The 21,148-nt window shown below is 53.1% G+C and carries 12 protein-coding genes and 2 pseudogenes; 10 read left to right on the top strand and 4 right to left on the bottom strand.

Features of this window, described 5'->3' with window-relative positions; genetic code table 11:
• Window positions 1–62: 62 nt before the first annotated feature.
• Genes cusA through cusC form a run of 4 tightly spaced genes read right to left on the bottom strand, consistent with a single transcriptional unit; the run spans window position 63 to window position 6,195 of the window.
• A complete protein-coding gene (gene cusA, locus ACJHYD_RS17495) occupies window positions 63–3,206 on the bottom strand; it encodes a Cu(+)/Ag(+) efflux RND transporter permease subunit CusA (protein WP_001550776.1) in 3,144 nt (1,047 codons plus the stop codon).
• A gap of 11 nt (window positions 3,207–3,217) precedes the next feature.
• A complete protein-coding gene (cusB, locus tag ACJHYD_RS17490; RefSeq protein ID WP_000717148.1) occupies window positions 3,218–4,441 on the bottom strand; it encodes a Cu(+)/Ag(+) efflux RND transporter periplasmic adaptor subunit CusB in 1,224 nt (407 codons plus the stop codon).
• A 15-nt stretch (window positions 4,442–4,456) separates the two neighbouring features.
• Window positions 4,457–4,789, bottom strand: a complete 333-nt coding sequence (cusF, locus tag ACJHYD_RS17485; RefSeq protein ID WP_000709877.1) for a Cu(+)/Ag(+) efflux RND transporter periplasmic metallochaperone CusF — start codon at window positions 4,787–4,789, stop codon at window positions 4,457–4,459.
• Between the two features lie 23 nt (window positions 4,790–4,812).
• On the bottom strand, window positions 4,813–6,195 hold the full coding sequence (gene cusC, locus ACJHYD_RS17480; RefSeq protein ID WP_001550775.1) for a Cu(+)/Ag(+) efflux RND transporter outer membrane channel CusC: 1,383 nt from the start codon (window positions 6,193–6,195) through the stop codon (window positions 4,813–4,815).
• A 156-nt stretch (window positions 6,196–6,351) separates the two neighbouring features.
• Between cusC and cusR the strand changes: the two genes are divergently transcribed.
• The 10 genes and pseudogenes from cusR to ACJHYD_RS17430 form a co-directional block, all read left to right on the top strand.
• Window positions 6,352–7,035, top strand: coding sequence for a copper response regulator transcription factor CusR (cusR, locus tag ACJHYD_RS17475; protein WP_000770953.1), 684 nt, complete (start codon window positions 6,352–6,354; stop codon window positions 7,033–7,035).
• Window positions 7,025–8,473 (top strand): Cu(+)/Ag(+) sensor histidine kinase, encoded by a 1,449-nt coding sequence (gene cusS / locus ACJHYD_RS17470; protein WP_220412323.1) that lies wholly within the window; start codon window positions 7,025–7,027, stop codon window positions 8,471–8,473. Before cusR ends, cusS begins: the two co-directional genes overlap by 11 nt.
• A 736-nt stretch (window positions 8,474–9,209) precedes the next feature.
• Entirely contained in the window at window positions 9,210–11,111 is a 1,902-nt protein-coding gene (locus tag ACJHYD_RS17465; RefSeq protein ID WP_001550773.1) for a type VI secretion system tip protein VgrG, read from the top strand.
• Window positions 11,112–11,138: 27 nt separating this feature from the next.
• Complete coding sequence (locus ACJHYD_RS17460) at window positions 11,139–11,600, top strand: DcrB-related protein (protein WP_001160804.1); 462 nt, start codon at window positions 11,139–11,141, stop codon at window positions 11,598–11,600.
• Window positions 11,601–11,619: 19 nt separating this feature from the next.
• Window positions 11,620–16,452, top strand: coding sequence for an RHS repeat-associated core domain-containing protein (locus ACJHYD_RS17455; RefSeq protein ID WP_061089646.1), 4,833 nt, complete (start codon window positions 11,620–11,622; stop codon window positions 16,450–16,452).
• Window positions 16,453–16,474: 22 nt separating this feature from the next.
• Window positions 16,475–17,185 (top strand): hypothetical protein, encoded by a 711-nt coding sequence (locus tag ACJHYD_RS17450; RefSeq protein WP_001550770.1) that lies wholly within the window; start codon window positions 16,475–16,477, stop codon window positions 17,183–17,185.
• A 9-nt stretch (window positions 17,186–17,194) separates the two neighbouring features.
• Window positions 17,195–19,678, top strand: a pseudogene (locus tag ACJHYD_RS17445) (zincin-like metallopeptidase toxin domain-containing protein); the annotation flags it as partial.
• A gap of 38 nt (window positions 19,679–19,716) precedes the next feature.
• Window positions 19,717–19,926 carry a hypothetical protein gene (locus ACJHYD_RS17440; RefSeq protein WP_001299578.1) on the top strand — a complete coding sequence of 70 codons (210 nt, stop codon included), beginning with the start codon at window positions 19,717–19,719 and terminating at the stop codon, window positions 19,924–19,926.
• 204 nt (window positions 19,927–20,130) lie between these two features.
• A pseudogene (locus ACJHYD_RS17435) lies at window positions 20,131–20,310 on the top strand (hypothetical protein); the annotation flags it as partial.
• Between the two features lie 145 nt (window positions 20,311–20,455).
• A partial coding sequence (locus ACJHYD_RS17430) for an ISAs1 family transposase (RefSeq protein WP_390526459.1) occupies window positions 20,456–21,148 on the top strand: 693 nt, incomplete at its 3' end.

Raw genomic sequence — 21,148 nt, 5'->3', positions numbered from 1 at the left:
TTAACATTTAGTGCCCATCGTCGCAAGACACAATCCACACGGTTAAACCGGGTATCCTGCTTTTATTTCCGTACCCGATGTCGGTGCAGCCACATCAGCTTATATGCCGCCGGGATAATAAACAGCGATAGCAAAGGCGCGGTGATCATGCCGCCAATCATCGGCGCGGCAATCCGGCTCATCACCTCTGAACCTGCTCCCGTTCCCCACAGAATCGGCAGCAGACCAGCGATAATCACCGCCACCGTCATCGCTTTCGGGCGCACGCGCAGGACCGCGCCGTGATACAACGCCTCATCCAGCTTCTGCTCGCTGAATGTTTGCGGATTATTCAACGACGGCTCGGCCTCTATGGCGTGACGTAAATACATCAGCATCACCACGCCAAATTCGGCGGCAACCCCGGCGAGGGCAATAAAACCGGTGCCCGTCGCCACGGAAAGATGAAAGCCCATCCACCACAGCAACCAGATGCCGCCCACCAGCGCAAACGGTACGCTGCTGATAATCAGCAACGCTTCGCCCACCCGACGGAACGCCAGATATAACAGCACGAAGATGATCATCAGCGTCATCGGCACCATGAGTTTCAGCTTATGGTTGGCGCGTTCCAGTAGCTCGAACTGCCCGGAGAATGCCACGCTGGTGCCCGGTTTTAACTGTACTTTTTCAGCTATCGCTTTTTGCAGATCGTGAACCACCGACACCATGTCACGATCGCGGGCATCGATATAAATCCAGCTCGTCGGGCGCGCATTCTCGGTTTTCAGCATCGACGGTCCGGTAGAGACTTTAACGTCGGCCACGTCTGCCAGGGTGATTTGCTGCTTCATCGGCGTCAGGATCGGCAACTGGCGCAGCGCCTGCGGACTATCGCGCCAGCTTTGCGGATAACGCAGATTAATTGGATAACGGGCAATCCCTTCCACCGTTTCGCCAACCATCGCCCCGCCCACCGCAGAAGTCACAAACAATTGCACATCCGCCACCGTCATACCGTAACGCGCGGCTTTTTCACGGTTAATCTCAACGTTGATATAGCGCCCACCTTCCAGACGCTCAGCAAGCGCAGAAGCTACGCCTGGCACCGTTCGTGCCACTTCTTCAATTTGCTCAGCCATCGCGTCGATATCCGCCAGCACAGTACCGGAAACTTTAATGCCGATGGGGCTTTTAATGCCAGTCGAGAGCATATCGATACGGTTACGAATTGGCGGCACCCACAGATTCGCCAGCCCCGGCAGCCGCACGGTGTTATCCAGTTCCTCGATGATTTTGTCCATCGTCATGCCTGGCCGCCACTGCTCTTGTGGCTTAAGCTGGATGGTCGTTTCTACCATCTCCAGCGGAGCAGAATCGGTGGCGGTTTCCGCTTTGCCGGTTTTGCCAAATACCCGCGCCACTTCAGGTACGCTCATAATCAGCTTGTCGGTTTTTTGCAGCATAATCGCCGCCTCTGCTGCGGAAATCCCCGGCAGCGTCGATGGCATATACAACAAGTCACCTTCATTGATCTGCGGTAAAAACTCCCCGCCAACTTTATTGAGCGGCCAGAGAACCGTCAGCACCGAAAGCGCTGCCACCAGCAGCGTGGTTTTCGGCCAGTGCAGTACTTTCAGCAACAGCGGATGATAAACACGAATCAAAAAGCGATTGAGCGGGTTACTGCTTTCCGGCGGAATTTTGCCACGGATCCAGTAGCCCATCAGGATAGGGATCACTACGATCGCCAGCAGCGCCGCACCCGCCATCGCATACGTTTTGGTGAACGCCAGCGGGCCAAACAGACGCCCTTCCTGCCCTTCCAGGGTGAAGATCGGGATAAACGACAACGTGATAATCAGCAGACTGATAAACAGCGCCGGCCCCACTTCAACAGATGCATCGGTGATCACCTGCCAGCGCGTTTTATTATCCAGCGTGGCGTCAGGATGCTGGTGCTGCCACTCTTCCAGCCGTTTATGCGCATTCTCGATCATGACGATAGCGGCATCGACCATCGCCCCGACGGCAATAGCAATACCGCCCAGCGACATAATATTGGCGTTCAGTCCCTGAAAGTGCATGACAATAAAAGCAATACACAACCCCAGCGGCAACGAAATAATCGCCACCAGCGCCGAGCGCACATGCCAGAGAAACAGCGCACAGACTACCGCCACCACAATAAACTCTTCCAGCAACTTGCCGCTGAGGTTGTCGATGGCGCGGTCAATGAGCTGGCTGCGATCGTATGTTGTAACTATCTCCACGCCTTCCGGCAGACTACTTTTCAGCGTTTCCAGTTTGTCTTTCACGGCGGCGATCACTTCTCGGGCGTTTTTGCCGGAGCGCAGGATCACCACCCCGCCCGCCACTTCGCCTTCGCCGTTCAGTTCGGCAATGCCCCGGCGCATTTCCGGGCCAATCTGGACCTTCGCAACATCACGCAGATAAACGGGCACGCCATTTTCACTGGCTTTTAAAACGATGTGATTAAAGTCGTCGAGCGTTTGCAGATAGCCGCTGGCTCGCACCATATATTCCGCTTCCGCCAGTTCGATCGACGAACCGCCCGCTTCCTGGTTTGAAGCATCCAGCGCGCTTTTTACTTCGGCGAGACTGATGCCATATTGCGCCAGGCGCTGAGGATCGATAACCACCTGATACTCTTTCACCACACCGCCTACCGACGCCACTTCCGCAACGTCAGGAATGGTTTTCAGCTCATATTTGAGAAACCAGTCCTGCAATGAGCGTAAATCGGCCAGATCGTGCTTACCGCTGCGATCCACCAGTGCATATTCATAGATCCAGCCAACACCCGTGGCATCTGGCCCCAACTCGGCGCTGACTCCCGCAGGCAGCTTACCCTGTACCTGGTTGAGGTACTCCAGCACCCGCGAGCGCGCCCAGTACGGATCGGTGCCATCTTCGAAAATGACATACACATAAGAGTCGCCAAACTGCGAAAAACCGCGCACAGTCTTCGCGCCAGGCACCGACAACATGGTGGTGGTTAGCGGATAAGTCACCTGATTTTCAACGATTTGCGGTGCCTGACCGGGATAGCTGGTTTTAATAATCACCTGCACATCGGAGAGATCCGGCAGCGCATCCACTGGCGTATTAATGATGGTCCAGGTGCCCCAGATACTCAGAAATAACGCGCCCATCAGCACCAGAAAACGGTTCGCCACCGAGCGACGAATAATCCATTCAATCATTGGTTATTCCCTCAATGTGCATGGGTAGCACTTTCAGAGCGCATCCGCTCCAGTGCGCCAGAAATATTGGCTTCGGAATCAATCAGGAACAGGCCGCTGGAAACCACCTTTTCACCTTCCGCCAGACCAGAGCGTAACGCGGTGACGCCTTGCGATGCCTGGAAAACGGCAACGCGTTTCGGTACAAAGCGCCCGTCGGCATCAACGGTAATCACCCGCTGTTCGTTGCCGGTATCAATCAGCGCCTGTGACGGAATGAGCAGCATCGGTTCGCTGGCGGTGTTGAGTTGCAACCAGGCGTTCATTCCCGGTTTTAGCGCCTCGTCGGCGTTGTCGACTTCCAGACGCAGCTGCAACGTGCGGGTCGCGGCATCCACGCCAGGTAGTAGCGTCCATTTGCGGATGGTGAGTGTTTTATCAGGTCGCGCCGGAACGGTGAGCGTAAACTGCGAGGCATCTTTCACCAGCCAGGCGATGGACTCCGGGATCGCAGCAGTGACCCACACCGGGTCCATACCCTGAATTTTCGCGACCACGTTATCTTTGGCGATATTCATTCCCGCGCGCAGATCAAACGCGGTGATCACGCCATCAATGGGCGCTTTGAGCGTAAAGCGAGTCTGTATTTTTTGCGTGGCGATCAGGCGGCGAATATCCGCCTCCGGCATTCCCGCCAGTCTCAGCCGCTCAAGAATGCCTTCAGTCTGGGTCGCCGTACCGCCGGTTTCGCGCAGCAGTAAATACTCACTCTGCGCTTCCACCCAGTCGGGAATGGTCAGGTCGAGAAGCGGTGTGCCCTTTTGTACTTTATCGCCCACGGTAAGCGGATACACCTTGTCGATAAACCCGGCAGCGCGAGCCTGCACAATGGCATACTGATACTCGTTGTAACTGACATTCGCCGGGAAACTCTGGGCAAAAGTCAGCGGTCCGCGCGTGACGGTAGCCGTTTTCACCCCCAGATTCTGCGTCTGAGTCGGGTCAATGCGCACACCAGACGCAGAACTCTCTTCATCGGCATATTTCGGCACCAGATCCATATCCATAAACGGCGATTTACCTGGTTTATCGAACCGCGTATTGGGATACATCGGGTCGTACCAGAATAAGATTTTACGTTCTGCGGTCGACGTTTTTTCTGCGGGCGGTTCAGCCCGGTCAAACCAGGTAAAACCTGCCGCAGAAATAATACCGCCCGCGATCATGCTGCCGATAATAAGCGCGATTTTTTTCATCTCATTAAACCTGGGTTACTGGCTGACTTTAATATCCTGTAATAAAGAAAGGTTGCCCTGCTGGACAAAATTAAACGCCACTTTGTCGCCAGTTTTAATTTCACTCATTTTCGTCTGCGGAGTGATGGTAAAGCGCATGGTCATCTCCGGCCAGTTCACCGCGGTAATTGGATCGTGGTGGATGGTGATTTTTTTGCTTTCCAGATCAATGGTTTTTACCACCCCAGTGGCGCTAATGACCTGTGGTTGTGCCTCGCTCATGGTTTCATGATGATGTTCGTTAGCCTGGGCATTAAAGCCAATCACGGTAAACAGACTGAACATTGCGACTTGCAGTGCTTTTTTCATTTATTCTCTCCTGGAGTTAAAAATTATTGCTGCCAACCGCCACCAAGTGCGGTATATAAAGAAATTTCGTTGACCTGACGGGCATAATTCAGGTCAAGTAAGGTTTGTCGGGTTGCAAATAAAGAACGCTCGGCATCCAGCACTTCCAGATAACTGACTGCGCCGTGCTGATATAATGCCCGCGCCCGTTGCAAAGTAATTTGCAGCGACGCCAGATAACGCTGCTGGGCGCTGATTTGATCGTTCAGGCTTTGACGTAATGCCAGCGCATCTGCCACTTCTTTAAAGGCGTTCTGGATTTTCTGTTCATAATTCACTACCGACTGCTGCTGGCGAATTTCGGCGATATCCAGATTGGCCTGGTTGCGTCCGGCATTAAAAATGGGGATCTCAATTTTAGGAATAAAATTCCACATCCCGCTGCTGGCGTTAAATAATGACGACAGATCGCTGCTGGCGGTTGATATTCCGCTGGTCAGGCTTATAGATGGGAAAAATGCCGCGCGTGCGGCCCCAATATTGGCATTAGCCGCCATTAACGCGTGTTCAGCTTCCATAATATCCGGGCGCTGCAATAAGATTTGCGACGACAAGCCCGCCGGTAATTTAACGCTTTGCAGGCTGTCGCTGTTTACTGTCTGCGCTTGCGGCAGCTTGCCGTAGCTTCCCAATAATAGTTGCAATGCATTATTCGCCTGCGCCAGTTCCCCCTGACGTTTAGCGATGTCGCTGCGGGTACTTTCAATCACCCCGCGAGCCTGTTCCAGCGCCAGAACATTGCTGCTACCGGTCAACAGTTGTTTTTCGACAAACGCATATGACTGCTGATAATTACGCAGCGTTTCTTCGGCTATTTGCAATTGCGCATACGCCAGCTGCTGATTGAAATAGCTTTGCGCGACATTAGAAACCAGCAGAATATGCACCGCGCGCTGGGCTTCCTCAGTGGCTAAATAATTTTGTCGCTCGGCTTCGCTCACGTTCTTTAAGCGACCGAAAAAATCGAGATCAAAGCTGGCGTTAAGGCCAGTCGAGAACTCCCGCGTCGTGGCTGAATCGCCTTTAAGATTGCCGCTCCAGCTGCCGCTGCCCTCGCCATTGAGCTGTGGGTAGCGGTCGGCATCGGTCAGACGATATTGCGCCCGCGCTTCCTGCACTTTCAGCGTCGCCATGCGCAAATCCCGGTTATTCACCAGCGCCTCGCTAATCAGCGTCTTCACCTGATTATCAACAAAAAAGGTGCGCCAGCCCGCGTTCTGGTAGTTATCTGCTGCGTTAACCAGGCCGTTCTGGTTGAGTGAGAACTGCTGCGGCACGGGCATTGCCGGGCGCTGATAATCCGGTGCCAGTGAACAACCGGTTAGCGCAAGGGCCACACAAAATGGCAGAAGTTTACAAGGAGACATAGGCTCATAATTTCTGGTGATTTTATGCCGCCAACTTTACTCGCCAGGCTCTGATTTTCCGGTGACAGGAAAATGACAAAATTGTCATTTTGCCAATAAGCGATTGCCATCTGATCCCGCTACTCTAGAATTGCCCGGGCAACATGCGGAGGAAATATGAAACTGTTGATTGTCGAAGATGAAAAGAAAACCGGAGAATACTTGACCAAAGGGTTAACCGAAGCCGGTTTTGTGGTCGATTTGGCCGACAATGGGCTGAATGGCTACCATCTGGCGATGACCGGTGATTATGACCTGATAATCCTCGATATTATGCTGCCGGACGTGAACGGCTGGGATATCGTGCGCATGTTGCGCTCCGCCAATAAAGGGATGCCGATTCTGTTGCTTACCGCGCTTGGTACCATTGAACATCGCGTCAAGGGGCTGGAGTTGGGGGCGGATGACTACCTGGTGAAGCCGTTCGCTTTTGCTGAACTGCTGGCGCGGGTGCGCACTCTACTGCGGCGCGGGGCGGCGGTAATTATCGAAAGTCAGTTTCAGGTTGCCGATTTGATGGTCGATCTCGTCAGCCGCAAAGTCACCCGTAGCGGCACGCGCATCACGTTGACCAGTAAAGAATTTACTTTGCTGGAGTTTTTCCTCCGCCATCAAGGCGAAGTGCTGCCCCGCTCGCTTATCGCCTCGCAGGTGTGGGACATGAATTTCGACAGCGATACCAACGCCATTGATGTGGCAGTGAAGCGGCTGCGCGGCAAAATCGACAACGACTTTGAGCCGAAGCTGATTCAAACCGTGCGCGGCGTGGGTTACATGCTTGAGGTGCCGGATGGTCAGTAAGCCATTTCAGCGCCCGTTTTCGCTGGCAACCCGCCTGACCTTTTTTATCAGCCTGGCCACCATCGCGGCGTTTTTCGCCTTTGCCTGGATCATGATTCACTCGGTAAAAGTGCATTTTGCTGAGCAGGATATTAATGATTTAAAAGAGATTAGCGCCACACTCAAGCGCGTTCTTGATCATCCCGAAGAGACACAAGCCCGACGCTTAATGACGCTGGAAGATATCGTCAGTGGTTATTCCAATGTGTTGATTTCCCTGGCAGATAGCCAGGGTAAAACGGTGTATCACTCCCCCGGTGCGCCGGATATCCGCGAGTTTACGCGTGACGCCATACCCGATAAAGACACGCGGGGCGGCGAGGTGTATCTCCTTTCCGGCCCGACGATTATGATGCCGGGCCACGGTCACGGGCATATGGAACACAGCAACTGGCGGATGATTAACTTGCCGGTTGGCCCGTTGGTGGACGGCAAACCGATTTATACGCTCTACATCGCGCTTTCGATCGATTTTCATCTTCATTACATAAATGATTTGATGAATAAACTTATTATGACCGCATCGATCATCAGCATCCTGATCGTCTTTATCGTGCTGTTGGCGGTACATAAAGGTCACGCACCGATCCGCAGCGTCAGCCGTCAAATCCAGAACATTACCTCGAAAGATCTCGACGTTCGCCTTGACCCGCAGACCGTGCCGATTGAGCTGGAACAGCTGGTACTGTCGTTCAACCATATGATCGAGCGTATTGAGGATGTCTTTACTCGCCAGTCCAATTTCTCAGCGGATATCGCTCACGAAATTCGTACACCAATTACGAATCTCATAACGCAAACCGAAATCGCCCTCAGCCAGTCACGCAGCCAGAAGGAGCTGGAAGATGTGCTCTACTCTAATCTCGAAGAGCTGACGCGAATGGCGAAAATGGTCAGCGATATGCTGTTTCTCGCCCAGGCCGATAACAACCAGCTAATCCCCGAAAAGAAAATGCTCAACCTGGCGGATGAAATCGGCAAAGTGTTCGATTTTTTCGAGGCGCTAGCGGAAGATCGCGGCGTGGAACTGCGGTTTGTTGGTGACGAGTGTCAGGTTGCGGGCGATCCGCTGATGCTGCGTCGGGCGTTAAGCAACCTGCTTTCGAACGCCCTGCGTTATACGCCGCCCGGAGAGGCGATTGTAGTGCGCTGCCAGACGGTCGATCACCAGGTGCAAGTTTCCGTCGAAAACCCCGGTACGCCCATTGCGCCCGAGCACTTACCGCGATTGTTTGACCGTTTCTACCGCGTTGACCCCTCCCGCCAGCGAAAAGGCGAAGGTAGCGGTATTGGGCTGGCGATAGTGAAATCGATTGTTGTCGCGCATAAAGGCACGGTTGCAGTAACGTCAGATGCTCGGGGGACAAGGTTTGTGATTATGCTGCCGGAGAGAGAGTGATTATTAAGTTCAAATTCAGGGCGTGGTGCATCACCTCCTGGTATTGTTGATCAACAAATTAGAGAAAAACTTATTAAACATATGAAATATCGAAGGCTTTTATTTTTCAAAGTTTCACGAGATGTTTGTATATGAAACTTAGTTAAATCTGTGTTTCTTCCAATTGTAGATCACAATGCCCTTTCTAAATTTTCATCGTTATAAACAAGCCATCTATCATATAAAGCAATGAATAATTTAATCGCGATTAATCATCATTAATTGTTATATTATTCACTCAATCTATTTATCAAGTGAATTTGATAAATTCCTAATTTAAAATATCCACTATTGAGCCAGTATTTAACAACGTTAAGATGTGCAATGTGCAGATCATGTTATCAGGGTGGAGCGGTAGCATATATTTCTTATGCAATCATTCATTTTAATAATGTTAATTGGATTATTTATTGCTGTGAATAAAAATATATTATGAATATTGGTTTAACTTTGCGTTTTTGTTACTCGTTGTGATATGCGTACCTGTCCTGAATAACGCCAAGAAACAAGAGGTTGAGCTTGTGATTATTTTTTTGACTGAACAGACACCCGTTTCTGTAAAGTAATATTTAAACAAAATTCTCACATAACCATAGCATTTTCTGTTCCTTCCCTAATAACGTCTGAAGTCGTCCCGCTTATCACATTATCCGCAGTTGTACGGTACGGATCATTATTCATTTTACTGGAGGTTGCTATGTCAACCGGATTACGTTTCACACTGGAAGTGGACGGCCTGCCGCCGGATGCTTTTGCGGTGGTTTCCTTTCATCTGAACCAGTCACTCTCTTCGCTCTTTTCCCTCGATCTCTCCCTGGTCAGCCAGCAGTTTCTCTCCCTTGAATTTGCGCAGGTGCTGGACAAAATGGCCTACCTGACGGTATGGCAGGGCGATGACGTACAGCGCCGGGTGAAAGGCGTGGTGACCTGGTTTGAACTCGGGGAGAACGACAAAAACCAGATGCTGTACAGCATGAAGGTGCACCCGCCGCTGTGGCGTGCCGGTCTGCGCCAGAACTTCCGTATCTTCCAGAACGAGGACATCAAAAGCATCCTCGGCACGATGTTGCAGGAAAACGGGGTGACCGAATGGAGTCCGCTGTTCAGCGAGCCGCATCCTTCCCGTGAGTTTTGTGTCCAGTACGGTGAGACTGATTACGATTTCCTGTGCCGGATGGCGGCGGAGGAAGGCATCTTCTTTTATGAGGAGCATGCTTACAAAAGTACCGACCAGAGCCTGGTGCTGTGCGACACAGTCCGCCATCTGCCCGAATCTTTTGAAATCCCATGGAACCCGAACACCCGTACCGAGGTGAGCACCCTCTGCATCAGCCAGTTCCGCTACAGCGCACAAATCCGCCCTTCTTCCGTGGTGACCAAAGACTACACCTTTAAACGCCCCGGCTGGGCCGGACGTTTTGAACAGGAAGGCCAGCACCAGGACTACCAGCGCACGCAGTATGAAGTGTATGACTACCCCGGACGTTTCAAGGGTGCCCACGGGCAGAACTTTGCCCGCTGGCAGATGGACGGCTGGCGAAACAATGCAGAAACCGCGCGGGGAATGAGTCGCTCGCCGGAGATATGGCCGGGACGACGAATTGTGCTGACGGGGCATCCGCAGGCGAACCTGAACCGGGAATGGCAGGTGGTGGCAAGTGAACTGCACGGCGAACAGCCACAGGCGGTGCCAGGACGGCAGGGAGCGGGGACGGCGCTGGAGAACCATTTTGCGGTGATCCCGGCAGACAGAACATGGCGACCACAGCCGTTGCTGAAACCGCTGGTCGACGGCCCGCAGAGCGCTGTCGTGACAGGACCGGCAGGCGAGGAAATCTTCTGCGACGAACATGGTCGCGTGCGGGTGAAGTTCAACTGGGACCGCTATAACCCGTCAAACCAGGACAGTTCGTGCTGGATCCGTGTGGCACAGGCGTGGGCAGGCACCGGTTTTGGCCACCTGGCGATACCGCGTGTGGGTCAGGAGGTGATTGTAGACTTCCTCAACGGCGATCCGGACCAGCCGATCATTATGGGGCGCACCTACCACCAGGAAAACCGCACCCCCGGCAGCCTGCCGGGAACAAAGACGCAGATGACCATCCGCTCCAAAACGTACATGGGCAGCGGATTTAATGAGCTGAAGTTTGATGATGCGACAGGGAGAGAACAGGTCTACATCCACGCGCAGAAGAACATGGATACCGAAGTGCTCAACGACCGTACCACCACCGTAAAACACGATCACCACGAAACCGTAAAAAATGACCAGACGGTCACGATCCAGGAAGGTAACCGCCTTCTTACGGTGGAAAAAGGCCACAAGATCACCGGAGTACTGAAAGGGTCTTTATCTGAGGATGTCTTTCAGGACAGAGGCACGATTGCCGGTTCGGTGCATGTTGACGCTGTAAACAATGGTGGCGAAGGCGACGGTATACAGGCTTATACGGCGATTAAGGAAATTTTGCTGGCCGTGGAGGAAAGCAAAATTGCGCTGACGCCGGATGGCATTCAGCTACAGGTCGGGGAATCGACGGTAATCAGGCTGTCGAAGGATGGCATCACCATCGTGGGCGGTTCTGTTTTCATCAACTGATTCACTCAGATTATCAGGGAGTATTTTATGCAGTTCACTTTTAATGAAGGCCACATTCAACTGCCGTCTCAATGGCAGGATCAGTCAATGCAGGTCCTGGTGTCCACAGATAACAGTGGCATCAACCTGGTCATTACCCGCGAAGCCGTTCCACAGGGAACCCTGACACCAGAGCTGTACCAGGAAACGCTGGCGCTGTACCAGGGCAAACTTGATGGGTACACCGAACATGCCTGCCGGGAAATCACTCTGGCAGAGGCCCCGGCCTGGCTGCTGGATTATTCCTGGAACGGTCCGGAAGATGAGGGGAATCAGGGGCGGATTAGCCAGATAGCCGTATTCCAGCGGCGTGGAGATACGCTGCTGACCTTCACTTTCAGCACCTCCTTATCCCTGAAGAACAGTCAAAAGACGATGCTGCTGGAGGTGATAAAGAGCTTCACCCCGTTGCCACCGGAGAATGACATCCAAAAGGACCAGCCGCGCTGACATAAACGAGGGATAACACATGAGTGAAGGACCAGGCGGGCCACAGGGAGCGACCGCAGGCGGTACGCTGGCAATGCGAATGCTGTCACAGCAGGCGATGGTCGCCAGCCAGATGAAACGGGCAGCCAACGACAAAGCCATTGCACAGATGCTGGCATCAAAAAAGTCCGGCCCCCCCGCCGCCAGGCTGGGCGATGAAATTCAGCACAAGAGTTTTTTGGGGGCGCTGGCAGGGGCCGTGCTGGGGGCGATAGTGACCATCGCAGAAGGTTGCCTGATTATGGCCGCCTGTGCCACCGGCCCTTATGCGCTGGTTCTGGTGCCTGCGCTGATGTATGCCAGCTATAAGGCGAGTGATTATGTGGAGGAGAAACAGAACCAGCTTGAATCATGGATAAACAGCTTTTGTGACACGGACGGCGCCATCAATACCGGTTCTGAAAATGTAAACATTAACGGAAAGCCCGCTGCCAGGGCCGCCGTCACCCTTCCCCCTCCTCCCCCACCTGGAGCAATACCTGAAATCCCACAGGGGGAACCCTCATGGGGTGATATTGCCACTGACCTGCTTGAATCGGCAGCGGAAAAAGCAGTACCACTGGCGAAGGCCTGGGGGAACGCTGTTATCACCCTGACGGACAGCAATGCCGGTTTTATGGATCGCGTCAGCGCCGGCGCATCGCTTCTGTTTCCCGCCGGTCCGGTATTAATGGAGTTTGCCACCATGGTGGGCGGGCGTGGCGAAATCAAAAAAGATGTGGATTTCCCGGAAGCCGGTGAGGACACGGCGCTCTGCGACAAGGAGAACAAACCACCGAGGATAGCCCAGGGCAGCAGCAACGTCTTTATCAACAATCAGCCCGCCGCGCGCAAGGGCGACAAACTGGAGTGCAGCGCGGCAATCGTGGAAGGTTCGCCGGACGTCTTTATTGGCGGTGAACAGGTGACCTATCTGGATATCCAGCCAGAGTTCCCGCCGTGGCAGAGAATGATCCTGGGGGGAATAACGATAGCCAGCTATCTTCTGCCGCCAGCGGGACTGCTGGGAAAACTGAAGAATCTGGCGAGACTCGGCAAACTGGGGAACCTGCTGGGGAAAAGCGGGAAGCTGCTGGGGGCAAAGCTCGGCGCGTTGCTGGGAAAAACAGGTAAGTCGTTAAAAAGTATTGCCAATAAAGTCATCAGATGGGTAACAGATCCTGTCGATCCGGTAACCGGCGCGTACTGCGACGAACGTACCGACTTTACGCTGGGCCAGACCCTCCCCCTCTCCTTCACCCGTTTCCACAGTTCTGTACTGCCGCTGCATGGCCTGACCGGCGTGGGCTGGAGCGACTCCTGGAGCGAATACGCCTGGGTGCGTGAACAGGGAAACCGGGTGGATATCATCAGCCAGGGAGCCACGCTGAACTTCGCCTTCGACGGTGACAGTGATACGGCGGTTAACCCGTATCACGCCCAGTACATTCTGCGCCGCCGCGATGATTATCTGGAGCTGTTCGACAGGGATGCACTGAGCAGCCGCTTCTTTTATGACGCCTTTCCGGGAATGCGTCTGCGCCACCCGGTGACTGACGATACCAGCGATGACCGCCTGGCACACAGCCCCAATGACCGGATGTACATGCTGGGCGGGATGAGCGACACCGCCAGCAACCGCATCACGTTTGAGCGCGACAGCCAGTACCGGATCACAGGTGTCAGTCACACCGACGGGATCCGGCTTAAACTGACGTACCACGCCAGCGGCTACCTGAAAGCCATTCACCGCACGGATAACGGCATACAGACGCTGGCGACCTACGAACAGGATGCGCGGGGGCGGCTGACAGAAGCGGATGCGCGGCTGGACTACCACCTGTTTTATGAGTACGACGCTGCGGACCGGATCATCCGCTGGTCCGATAACGACCAGACGTGGAGCCGTTTCACCTACGATGAACAGGGCCGGTGCGTGAATGTCACCGGGGCGGAGGGCTATTACAACGCCACGCTGGACTATGGTGACGGCTGCACCACCGTGACGGACGGCAAGGGCATTCACCGTTATTACTATGATCCTGACGGCAATATTCTGCGGGAAGCAGCGCCGGACGGCAGCACCACCATGTATGAATGGGATGAATTCCATCACCTGCTGGCCCGTCACTCCCCTGCCGGGCGGGTGGAGAAATTTGAATACAACGCCGCACACGGTCAGTTAAGCCGTTACACGGCGGCAGACGGCGCGGAGTGGCAGTACCGCTATGATGAGCGCGGCCTGCTCAGCAACATCACCGACCCTGCCGGGCAGACGTGGACACAGCAGTGTGATGAACGCGGCCTGCCGGTAAGTCTGGTGTCGCCACAGGGCGAAGAGACCCGGCTGGCATACACCGCTCAGGGGCTGCTGTCGGGAATATTCCGCCAGGATGAACGGCGTCTGGGCATAGAGTACGACCACCACAACCGGCCGGAAACACTCACCGACGTGATGGGCCGCGAACACCACACCGAATACAGTGGTCACGACCTGCCGGTGAAGATGCGCGGCCCCGGCGGTCAGTCAGTGAGGTTGCAGTGGCAGCAGCACCATAAACTGAGCGGCCTTGAGCGCACTGGCACCGGCGCGGAAGGATTCCGCTACGACCGTCACGGCAACCTGCTGGCGTACACGGACGGTAACGGTGTTGTCTGGACAATGGAGTACGGCCCGTTTGATTTGCCGGTGGCGCGAACGGACGGTGAAGGCCACCGCTGGCAGTACCGCTACGATAAAGACACGCTGCAACTGACAGAAGTCATCAACCCGCAGGGTGAGTCATATCTTTATGTTCTGGATAACTGCGGCCGGGTGACGGAAGAGCGTGACTGGGGCGGCGTGGTCTGGCGTTACCGTTATGATGCCGATGGCCTGTGTACCGCCAGGGTTAACGGTCTGGAGGAAACCATCCTCTACAGCCGGGACGCCGCAGGCCGCCTGGCAGAAGTCATCACGCCGGAAGGCAAAACGCAGTATGCGTATGACAAATCCGGCAGGCTGACGGGTATCTTCAGCCCGGACGGCACATCACAGCGCACCGGCTATGACGAACGCGGGCGGGTGAATGTCACCACTCAGGGCCGACGGGCCATTGAATACCACTACCCCGATGAACACACCGTCATCCGCTGTATCCTGCCACCGGAAGATGAACGCGACAGACACCCCGGTGAATCCCTGCTGAAAACCACGTACCGCTACAACGCAGCCGGAGAACTGGCAGAGGTCATCCTGCCGGAGGATGAGACGCTGACGTTCAGCCGTGATGAGGCAGGACGTGAAGTGCTCCGGCACAGTAACCGGGGTTTTGCCTGTGAGCAGGGCTGGAATGCAGCCGGTCAGCTTACCAGCCAGCGCGCCGGACTTTTCCCGGCGGAAGCCACATGGGGCGGACTGCTCCCCTCACTGGTGCGGGAGTACCGTTACGACAGCGCGGGCAATGTGTCGGCTGTCACCAGCCGGGAAGATTACGGACGGGAAACTCGCCGGGAGTACCGGCTGGACCGGAACGGCCAGGTCACGGCGGTGACAGCCTCAGGCACCGGGCTGGGCTATGGCGAAGGCGATGAGTCCTATGGCTATGACAGCTGCGGCTACCTGAAGGCGCAGTCTGCGGGCTGGCACCGGATAAGTGAAGAGACTGACCAGTATGCCGGAGGCCACCGGCTGAAACAGGCCGGAAACACGCAGTATGACTATGACGCCGCAGGCCGGATGGTCAGCCGCATAAAACACCGTGACGGCTACCGCCCGGAAACAGAGCGGTTCCGGTGGGACAGCCGTGACCAGCTGACCGGGTATTGCAGCGCACAGGGTGAACAGTGGGAATACCGCCACGACGCCAGCGGCAGACGGACGGAAAAACGCTGCGACCGGAAGAAAATCCGCATCACGTACCTGTGGGACGGCGACAGTATTGCGGAAATCCGGGAATACCGCGATGATAAACTGTACAGCGTACGGCACCTGGTGTTTAACGGCTTTGAGCTGATAAGCCAGCAGTGCAGCCGGGTACGGCAGCCGCATCCGTCCGTGGCCCCGCAGTGGGTGACGCGGACGAATCATGCGGTGAGCGACCTGACGGGCCGTCCGCTGATGCTCTTTAACAGTGAAGGTAAAACCGTCTGGCGACCGGGGCAGACCAGCCTGTGGGGGCTGGCACTCAGCCTGCCCGCAGACACCGGCTACCCGGACCCGCGCGGGGAACTGGACGCGGAAGCCGACCCCGGCCTGCTGTATGCAGGACAGTGGCAGGATGCGGAATCCGGGCTGTGCTATAACCGGTTCCGGTATTACGAGCCGGAAACAGGGATGTACCTGGTGAGTGATCCGCTGGGGTTGCTGGGGGGTGAGCAGACTTACCGGTATGTGCCGAATCCGTGTGGGTATGTTGATCCGCTGGGATTAGCATTTTGCCCCAGAATGCAGAAGACATTGCAAAAATTAACTGACAAGGCTGTTGCTGATATTATCGCTAACCCCAGACTCGCTGAAGATCTGATGTCGGCGGGGAGCTATGCACATTTAAAAAATGGAACTAATTTATATGCAGCCAGTTTTGGTAAGGCTGTTGAACGTAGGGTTGCACAGTTAGTTAGTGACAATTCCCGATTAAGCAAACTTGTTGAACATACTGGTCAGGCCAAGGGGGCTAATGGACAGTTTATATCGAGCCCTGACTTCACCACTAAAGGTAAAGGCGTGTTCGACGTTACAACAAATAAAGCACTCCAAGCGCATATAGACAGATATACTAAAGCTGGTGTGTATACTCCCTATAATGATATTGGTTACTTGGTATATGATGTCGTATATGGATTATCTTTCTAAAGCAAACTAATGGTAACTAAATATGACAAAAGTTCTTGAGAATGAAGAGTTCAATTCTATACATATAGACGAAGGTGGGGTTTTTAATAGTTTACGCTTTGAAAAATGTCTTTTTCAAAGCTGTAGCATACTTAGCAGAAAACTAAATGATAATAGTGATTTACCTCCTCGCTTTGAAAACATTCTCATTAAAGATTGCACTGCTCTTAATTGTGTAAGTGGCCCAGCTTTTTTAAAAGATGTAACTGTTGAGAATTTTAGGACCGGTGATATTTTTCTTATTTATTCCACTATGTTTCATCATGTAACATTAAAAGGAAAGCTTGGGGCAATAAAAATAAATAAAAAAGATTATGTGCGTGACTATGATAGCCATCAAAGACATATTGAGATGATGAGAACGAGATTTTATTCTCAGATAGATTGGGCGATGGATATATCACAGGCGAAGTTTTTAAGTTTCTCCTGCAAAGGTATCCCAGCAAAATTAATTAGACGAGATAGTGAGACTCAATTTGTTGTAACGAGGAAACGTTTCAACTCTATGGATGTACTAAATGCAGAATTTAAAGGACAATACCCGTTTGTTTATTTACTGCTGGAGCTCTTTTTAGAATCAGATGAAGATGACCAGGTATTAGTTACACCATTAGGCAAAGCAAAAAAATATTATCAGCCAATTCTCGAAGGATTTAGAGAGTTAAGACGAGCAGGAATACTCGAACCTAACTAAATAAGGGTTATATTCCGCCAGGATGAACGGCGTCTGGGCATAGAGTACGACCACCACAACCGGCCGGAAACACTCACCGACGTGATGGGCCGCGAACACCACACCGAATACAGTGGTCACGACCTGCCGGTGAAGATGCGCGGCCCCGGCGGTCAGTCAGTGCGCTTACAGTGGCAGCAGCACCATAAACTGAGTGGCCTTGAGCGCACTGGCACCGGCGCGGAAGGATTCCGCTACGACCGCCACGGCAACCTGCTGGCCTGGACGGACGGTAACGGTGTTGTCTGGACAATGGAATACGGCCCGTTTGATTTGCCGGTGGCGCGAACGGACGGTGAAGGCCACCGCTGGCAGTACCGCTACGATAAAGACACGCTGCAACTGACAGAAGTCATTAACCCGCAGGGTGAGTCATATCTTTATGTTCTGGATAACTGCGGCCGGGTGACGGAAGAGCATGACTGGGGCGGCGTGGTCTGGCGTTACCGCTATGACGCCGATGGCCTGTGTACCGCCAGGGTCAACGGCCTGGAGGAAACCATCCTCTACAGCCGGGACGCCGCAGGCCGCCTGGCAGAAGTCATCACGCCGGAAGGCAAAACGCAGTATGCCTATGACAAATCCGGCAGGCTGACGGGTATCTTCAGCCCGGACGGCACATCACAGCGCACCGGCTATGACGAACGCGGGCGGGTGAATGTCACCACTCAGGGCCGACGGGCCATTGAATACCACTACCCCGACGAACACACCGTCATCCGCTGTATCCTGCCACCGGAAGATGAACGCGACAGACACCCCGGTGAATCCCTGCTGAAAACCACGTACCGCTACAACGCCGCCGGAGAACTGACGGAGGTCATTCTGCCGGGGGATGAGACGCTGACGTTCAGCCGTGATGAGGCAGGACGTGAAGTGCTCCGGCACAGTAACCGGGGTTTTGCCTGTGAACAGGGCTGGAATGCAGCCGGTCAGCCTGTCAGTCAGCGCGCCGGACTTTTCCCGGCAGAAGCCACATGGGGCGGGCTGCTCCCCTCACGGGTACGGGAGTACCGTTACGACAGCGCGGGTAATGTGTCAGGCGTCACCAGCCGGGAAGATTACGGACGGGAAACACGGCGGGAATACCGGCTGGACCGGAACGGCCAGGTCACGGCGGTGACAGCCTCAGGCACCGGGCTGGGCTATGGCGAAGGCGATGAGTCCTATGGCTATGACAGCTGCGGCTACCTGAAGGCGCAGTCTGCGGGCTGGCACCGGATAAGTGAAGAGACTGACCAGTATGCCGGAGGCCACCGGCTGAAACAGGCCGGAAACACGCAGTATGACTATGACGCCGCAGGCCGGATGGTCAGCCGCACCAGACACCGTGACGGCTATCGCCCGGAAACAGAGCGGTTCCGGTGGGACAGCCGTGACCAGCTGACCGGGTATTGCAGCGCACAGGGTGAGCAGTGGGAATACCGCCACGACGCCAGCGGCAGACGAACAGAGAAACGCTGCGACCGGAAGAAAATCCGCTTCACGTATCTGTGGGACGGCGACAGTATTGCGGAAATCCGGGAATACCGCGATGATAAACTGTACAGCGTACGGCACCTGGTGTTTAACGGCTTTGAGCTGATAAGCCAGCAGTTCAGCCGGGTACGGCAGGCGCATCCGTCGGTGGCCCCGCAGTGGGTGACACGGACGAATCATGCGGTGAGCGACCTGACGGGCCGTCCGCTGATGCTCTTTAACAGTGAAGGTAAAACCGTCTGGCGACCGGGACAGACCAGCCTGTGGGGGCTGGCACTCAGCCTGCCCGCAGACACCGGCTACCCGGACCCGCGCGGGGAACTGGACCCGGAAGCCGACCCCGGCCTGCTGTATGCGGGACAGTGGCAGGATGCAGAATCCGGGCTGTGCTATAACCGGTTCCGGTATTACGAGCCGGAAACCGGGATGTACCTGGTGAGTGATCCGCTGGGGTTGCTGGGGGGTGAGCAGACTTACCGGTATGTGCCAAATCCGTGTGGGTGGGTTGATCCGCTGGGATTGGCTGCAAGTTCTAAAATCAGCAGTTTGATGGACTATATTGGCGATGGTCGTCGTGTTAGTGGGCATACGGGTTTCCTGGATGGGGTTCGTTTATCACGTAGTCAAATAAACAATATTGCTAAAGAAATGGAGAAGCTAGGAATTAAAGTAATAAGGAAAGCAGATAAATATTTGCCACCAAATGCTAGGGCAGCTTTTGATTATGGCCTTCGCAATATTTATCTTAGGAAAAATGCTACCTTATATGAGGTGTATCATGAAGTGATTCATGCTAAGCAATTTGCGAAAGTTGGACGAGAAGCATACGAAGCACTAGGACGTTTATCTAGGGAGGAACACGTTCTAAATGAAATATTAAAAAGTAAAAATTTATTCAATGAGGCGGAAATAGCTCATGCCATAAAATATGTTGAGGGATTGAGAGAAAAATTCATGATGGGACTAATAAATTGATAAAACATAACAAAATAACTATCGAAATGGCTCTTGACTTGGCTCGGCGTGAGTTAGAGTTAAGGGAAATTCCTTATATTAAAAATAGTCTACATGCCAATTACAGCTATAAATCTATTAGTATTGGTTCTAAGCAAGGTTGGTTAATTTCAGCGAAATTAAAAGTCCCTGAAACTTTTGAGCCTGATATGATATTTATTGAGATATCTGACCCAGAAGGTTTTATTAATATTCCTGATGTATTATAAACTACGTTAGAGGTTTTGTTATAAGGTAATCGGTTTCTTTACAGACCGCTGGCGTACATCGCACAGAGGCTGCTAACAGGGATATTCCTGCCTGGATGAACGCAAGGCAAGATCATGGAAATAGTGATATACATCACTATTTCCATCCTGATTTTAGCTATCGCATTAATAAAACAGCGGATGTTAGCCAATATCGAAACCAGTAACCCGTATCACGCCCAGTACATCCTGCGCCGCCGCGATGATTACCTGGTGCTGTTCGACCGTGATGCCCTGAGCTGCCGCTTCTTTTATGACGCCTTTCCGGGAATGCGTCTGCGCCACCAGGTGACCGGCGATACCGACGATGACCGCCTGGCACACAGCCCCGCAGACCGGATGTATACAGGGAAAGATCATCAGAAGTACACTTTTTGTACTAAATAATTCACATTTTATGTTTAAAAATTGAGATATTCCTCATTACCTGAAGCTGTTTTTTATTGCTTATACATGATCAAATACTCCTTACATAATTAAGGAGAACAAAATGGAACTTAAAAAATTGATGGAACATATTTCTATTATTCCCGATTACAGACAAGCCTGGAAAGTGGAACATAAATTATCGGATATTCTATTGTTGACTATTTGTGCCGTTATTTCTGGTGCGGAAGATTGGGAAGATATAGAGGATTTTGGGGAAACACATCTCGATTTTTTGAAGCAATATGGTGATTTTGAAAATGGTATTCCTGTTCACGATACCATTGCCAGAGTTGTATCCTGTATCAGTCCTGCAAAATTTCACGAGTGCTTTATTAACTGGATGCGTGACTGCCATTCTTCAGATGATAAAGACGTCATTGCAATTGATGGAAAAACGCTCCGGCACTCTTATGACAAGAGTCGCCGCAGGGGAGCGATTCATGTCATTAGTGCGTTCTCAACAATGCACAGTCTGGTCATCGGACAGATCAGGACGGATGAGAAATCCAATGAGATTACAGCTATCCCAGAACTTCTTAACATGCTGGATATTAAAGGAAAAATCATCACAACTGATGCGATGGGTTGCCAGAAAGATATTGCAGAGAAGATACAAAAACAGGGAGGTGATTATTTATTCGCGGTAAAAGGAAACCAGGGGCGGCTAAATAAAGCCTTCGAGGAAAAATTTCCGCTGAAAGAATTAAATAATCCAGAGCATGACAGTTACGCAATGAGTGAAAAGAGTCACGGC

The organism is Escherichia sp. WS1368 (assembly GCF_046487485.1).
In the GTDB taxonomy this organism is placed as follows: domain Bacteria; phylum Pseudomonadota; class Gammaproteobacteria; order Enterobacterales; family Enterobacteriaceae; genus Escherichia; species Escherichia coli.
This window is presented reverse-complemented; position numbering and strand designations above follow the sequence as displayed.

Bases quoted from the DNA above. Each gene is read 5' to 3' on its own strand.
- cusF (WP_000709877.1), bottom strand. From the start codon at position 4,789: ATGAAAAAAGCACTGCAAGTCGCAATGTTCAGTCTGTTTACCGTGATT.
- cusS (WP_220412323.1), top strand. From the start codon at position 7,025: ATGGTCAGTAAGCCATTTCAGCGCCCGTTTTCGCTGGCAACCCGCCTG.
- ACJHYD_RS17455 (WP_061089646.1), top strand. From the start codon at position 11,620: ATGAGTGAAGGACCAGGCGGGCCACAGGGAGCGACCGCAGGCGGTACG.
- cusR (WP_000770953.1), top strand. From the start codon at position 6,352: ATGAAACTGTTGATTGTCGAAGATGAAAAGAAAACCGGAGAATACTTG.
- ACJHYD_RS17460 (WP_001160804.1), top strand. From the start codon at position 11,139: ATGCAGTTCACTTTTAATGAAGGCCACATTCAACTGCCGTCTCAATGG.
- cusB (WP_000717148.1), bottom strand. From the start codon at position 4,441: ATGAAAAAAATCGCGCTTATTATCGGCAGCATGATCGCGGGCGGTATT.
- ACJHYD_RS17450 (WP_001550770.1), top strand. From the start codon at position 16,475: ATGACAAAAGTTCTTGAGAATGAAGAGTTCAATTCTATACATATAGAC.
- cusA (WP_001550776.1), bottom strand. From the start codon at position 3,206: ATGATTGAATGGATTATTCGTCGCTCGGTGGCGAACCGTTTTCTGGTG.
- ACJHYD_RS17465 (WP_001550773.1), top strand. From the start codon at position 9,210: ATGTCAACCGGATTACGTTTCACACTGGAAGTGGACGGCCTGCCGCCG.
- cusC (WP_001550775.1), bottom strand. From the start codon at position 6,195: ATGTCTCCTTGTAAACTTCTGCCATTTTGTGTGGCCCTTGCGCTAACC.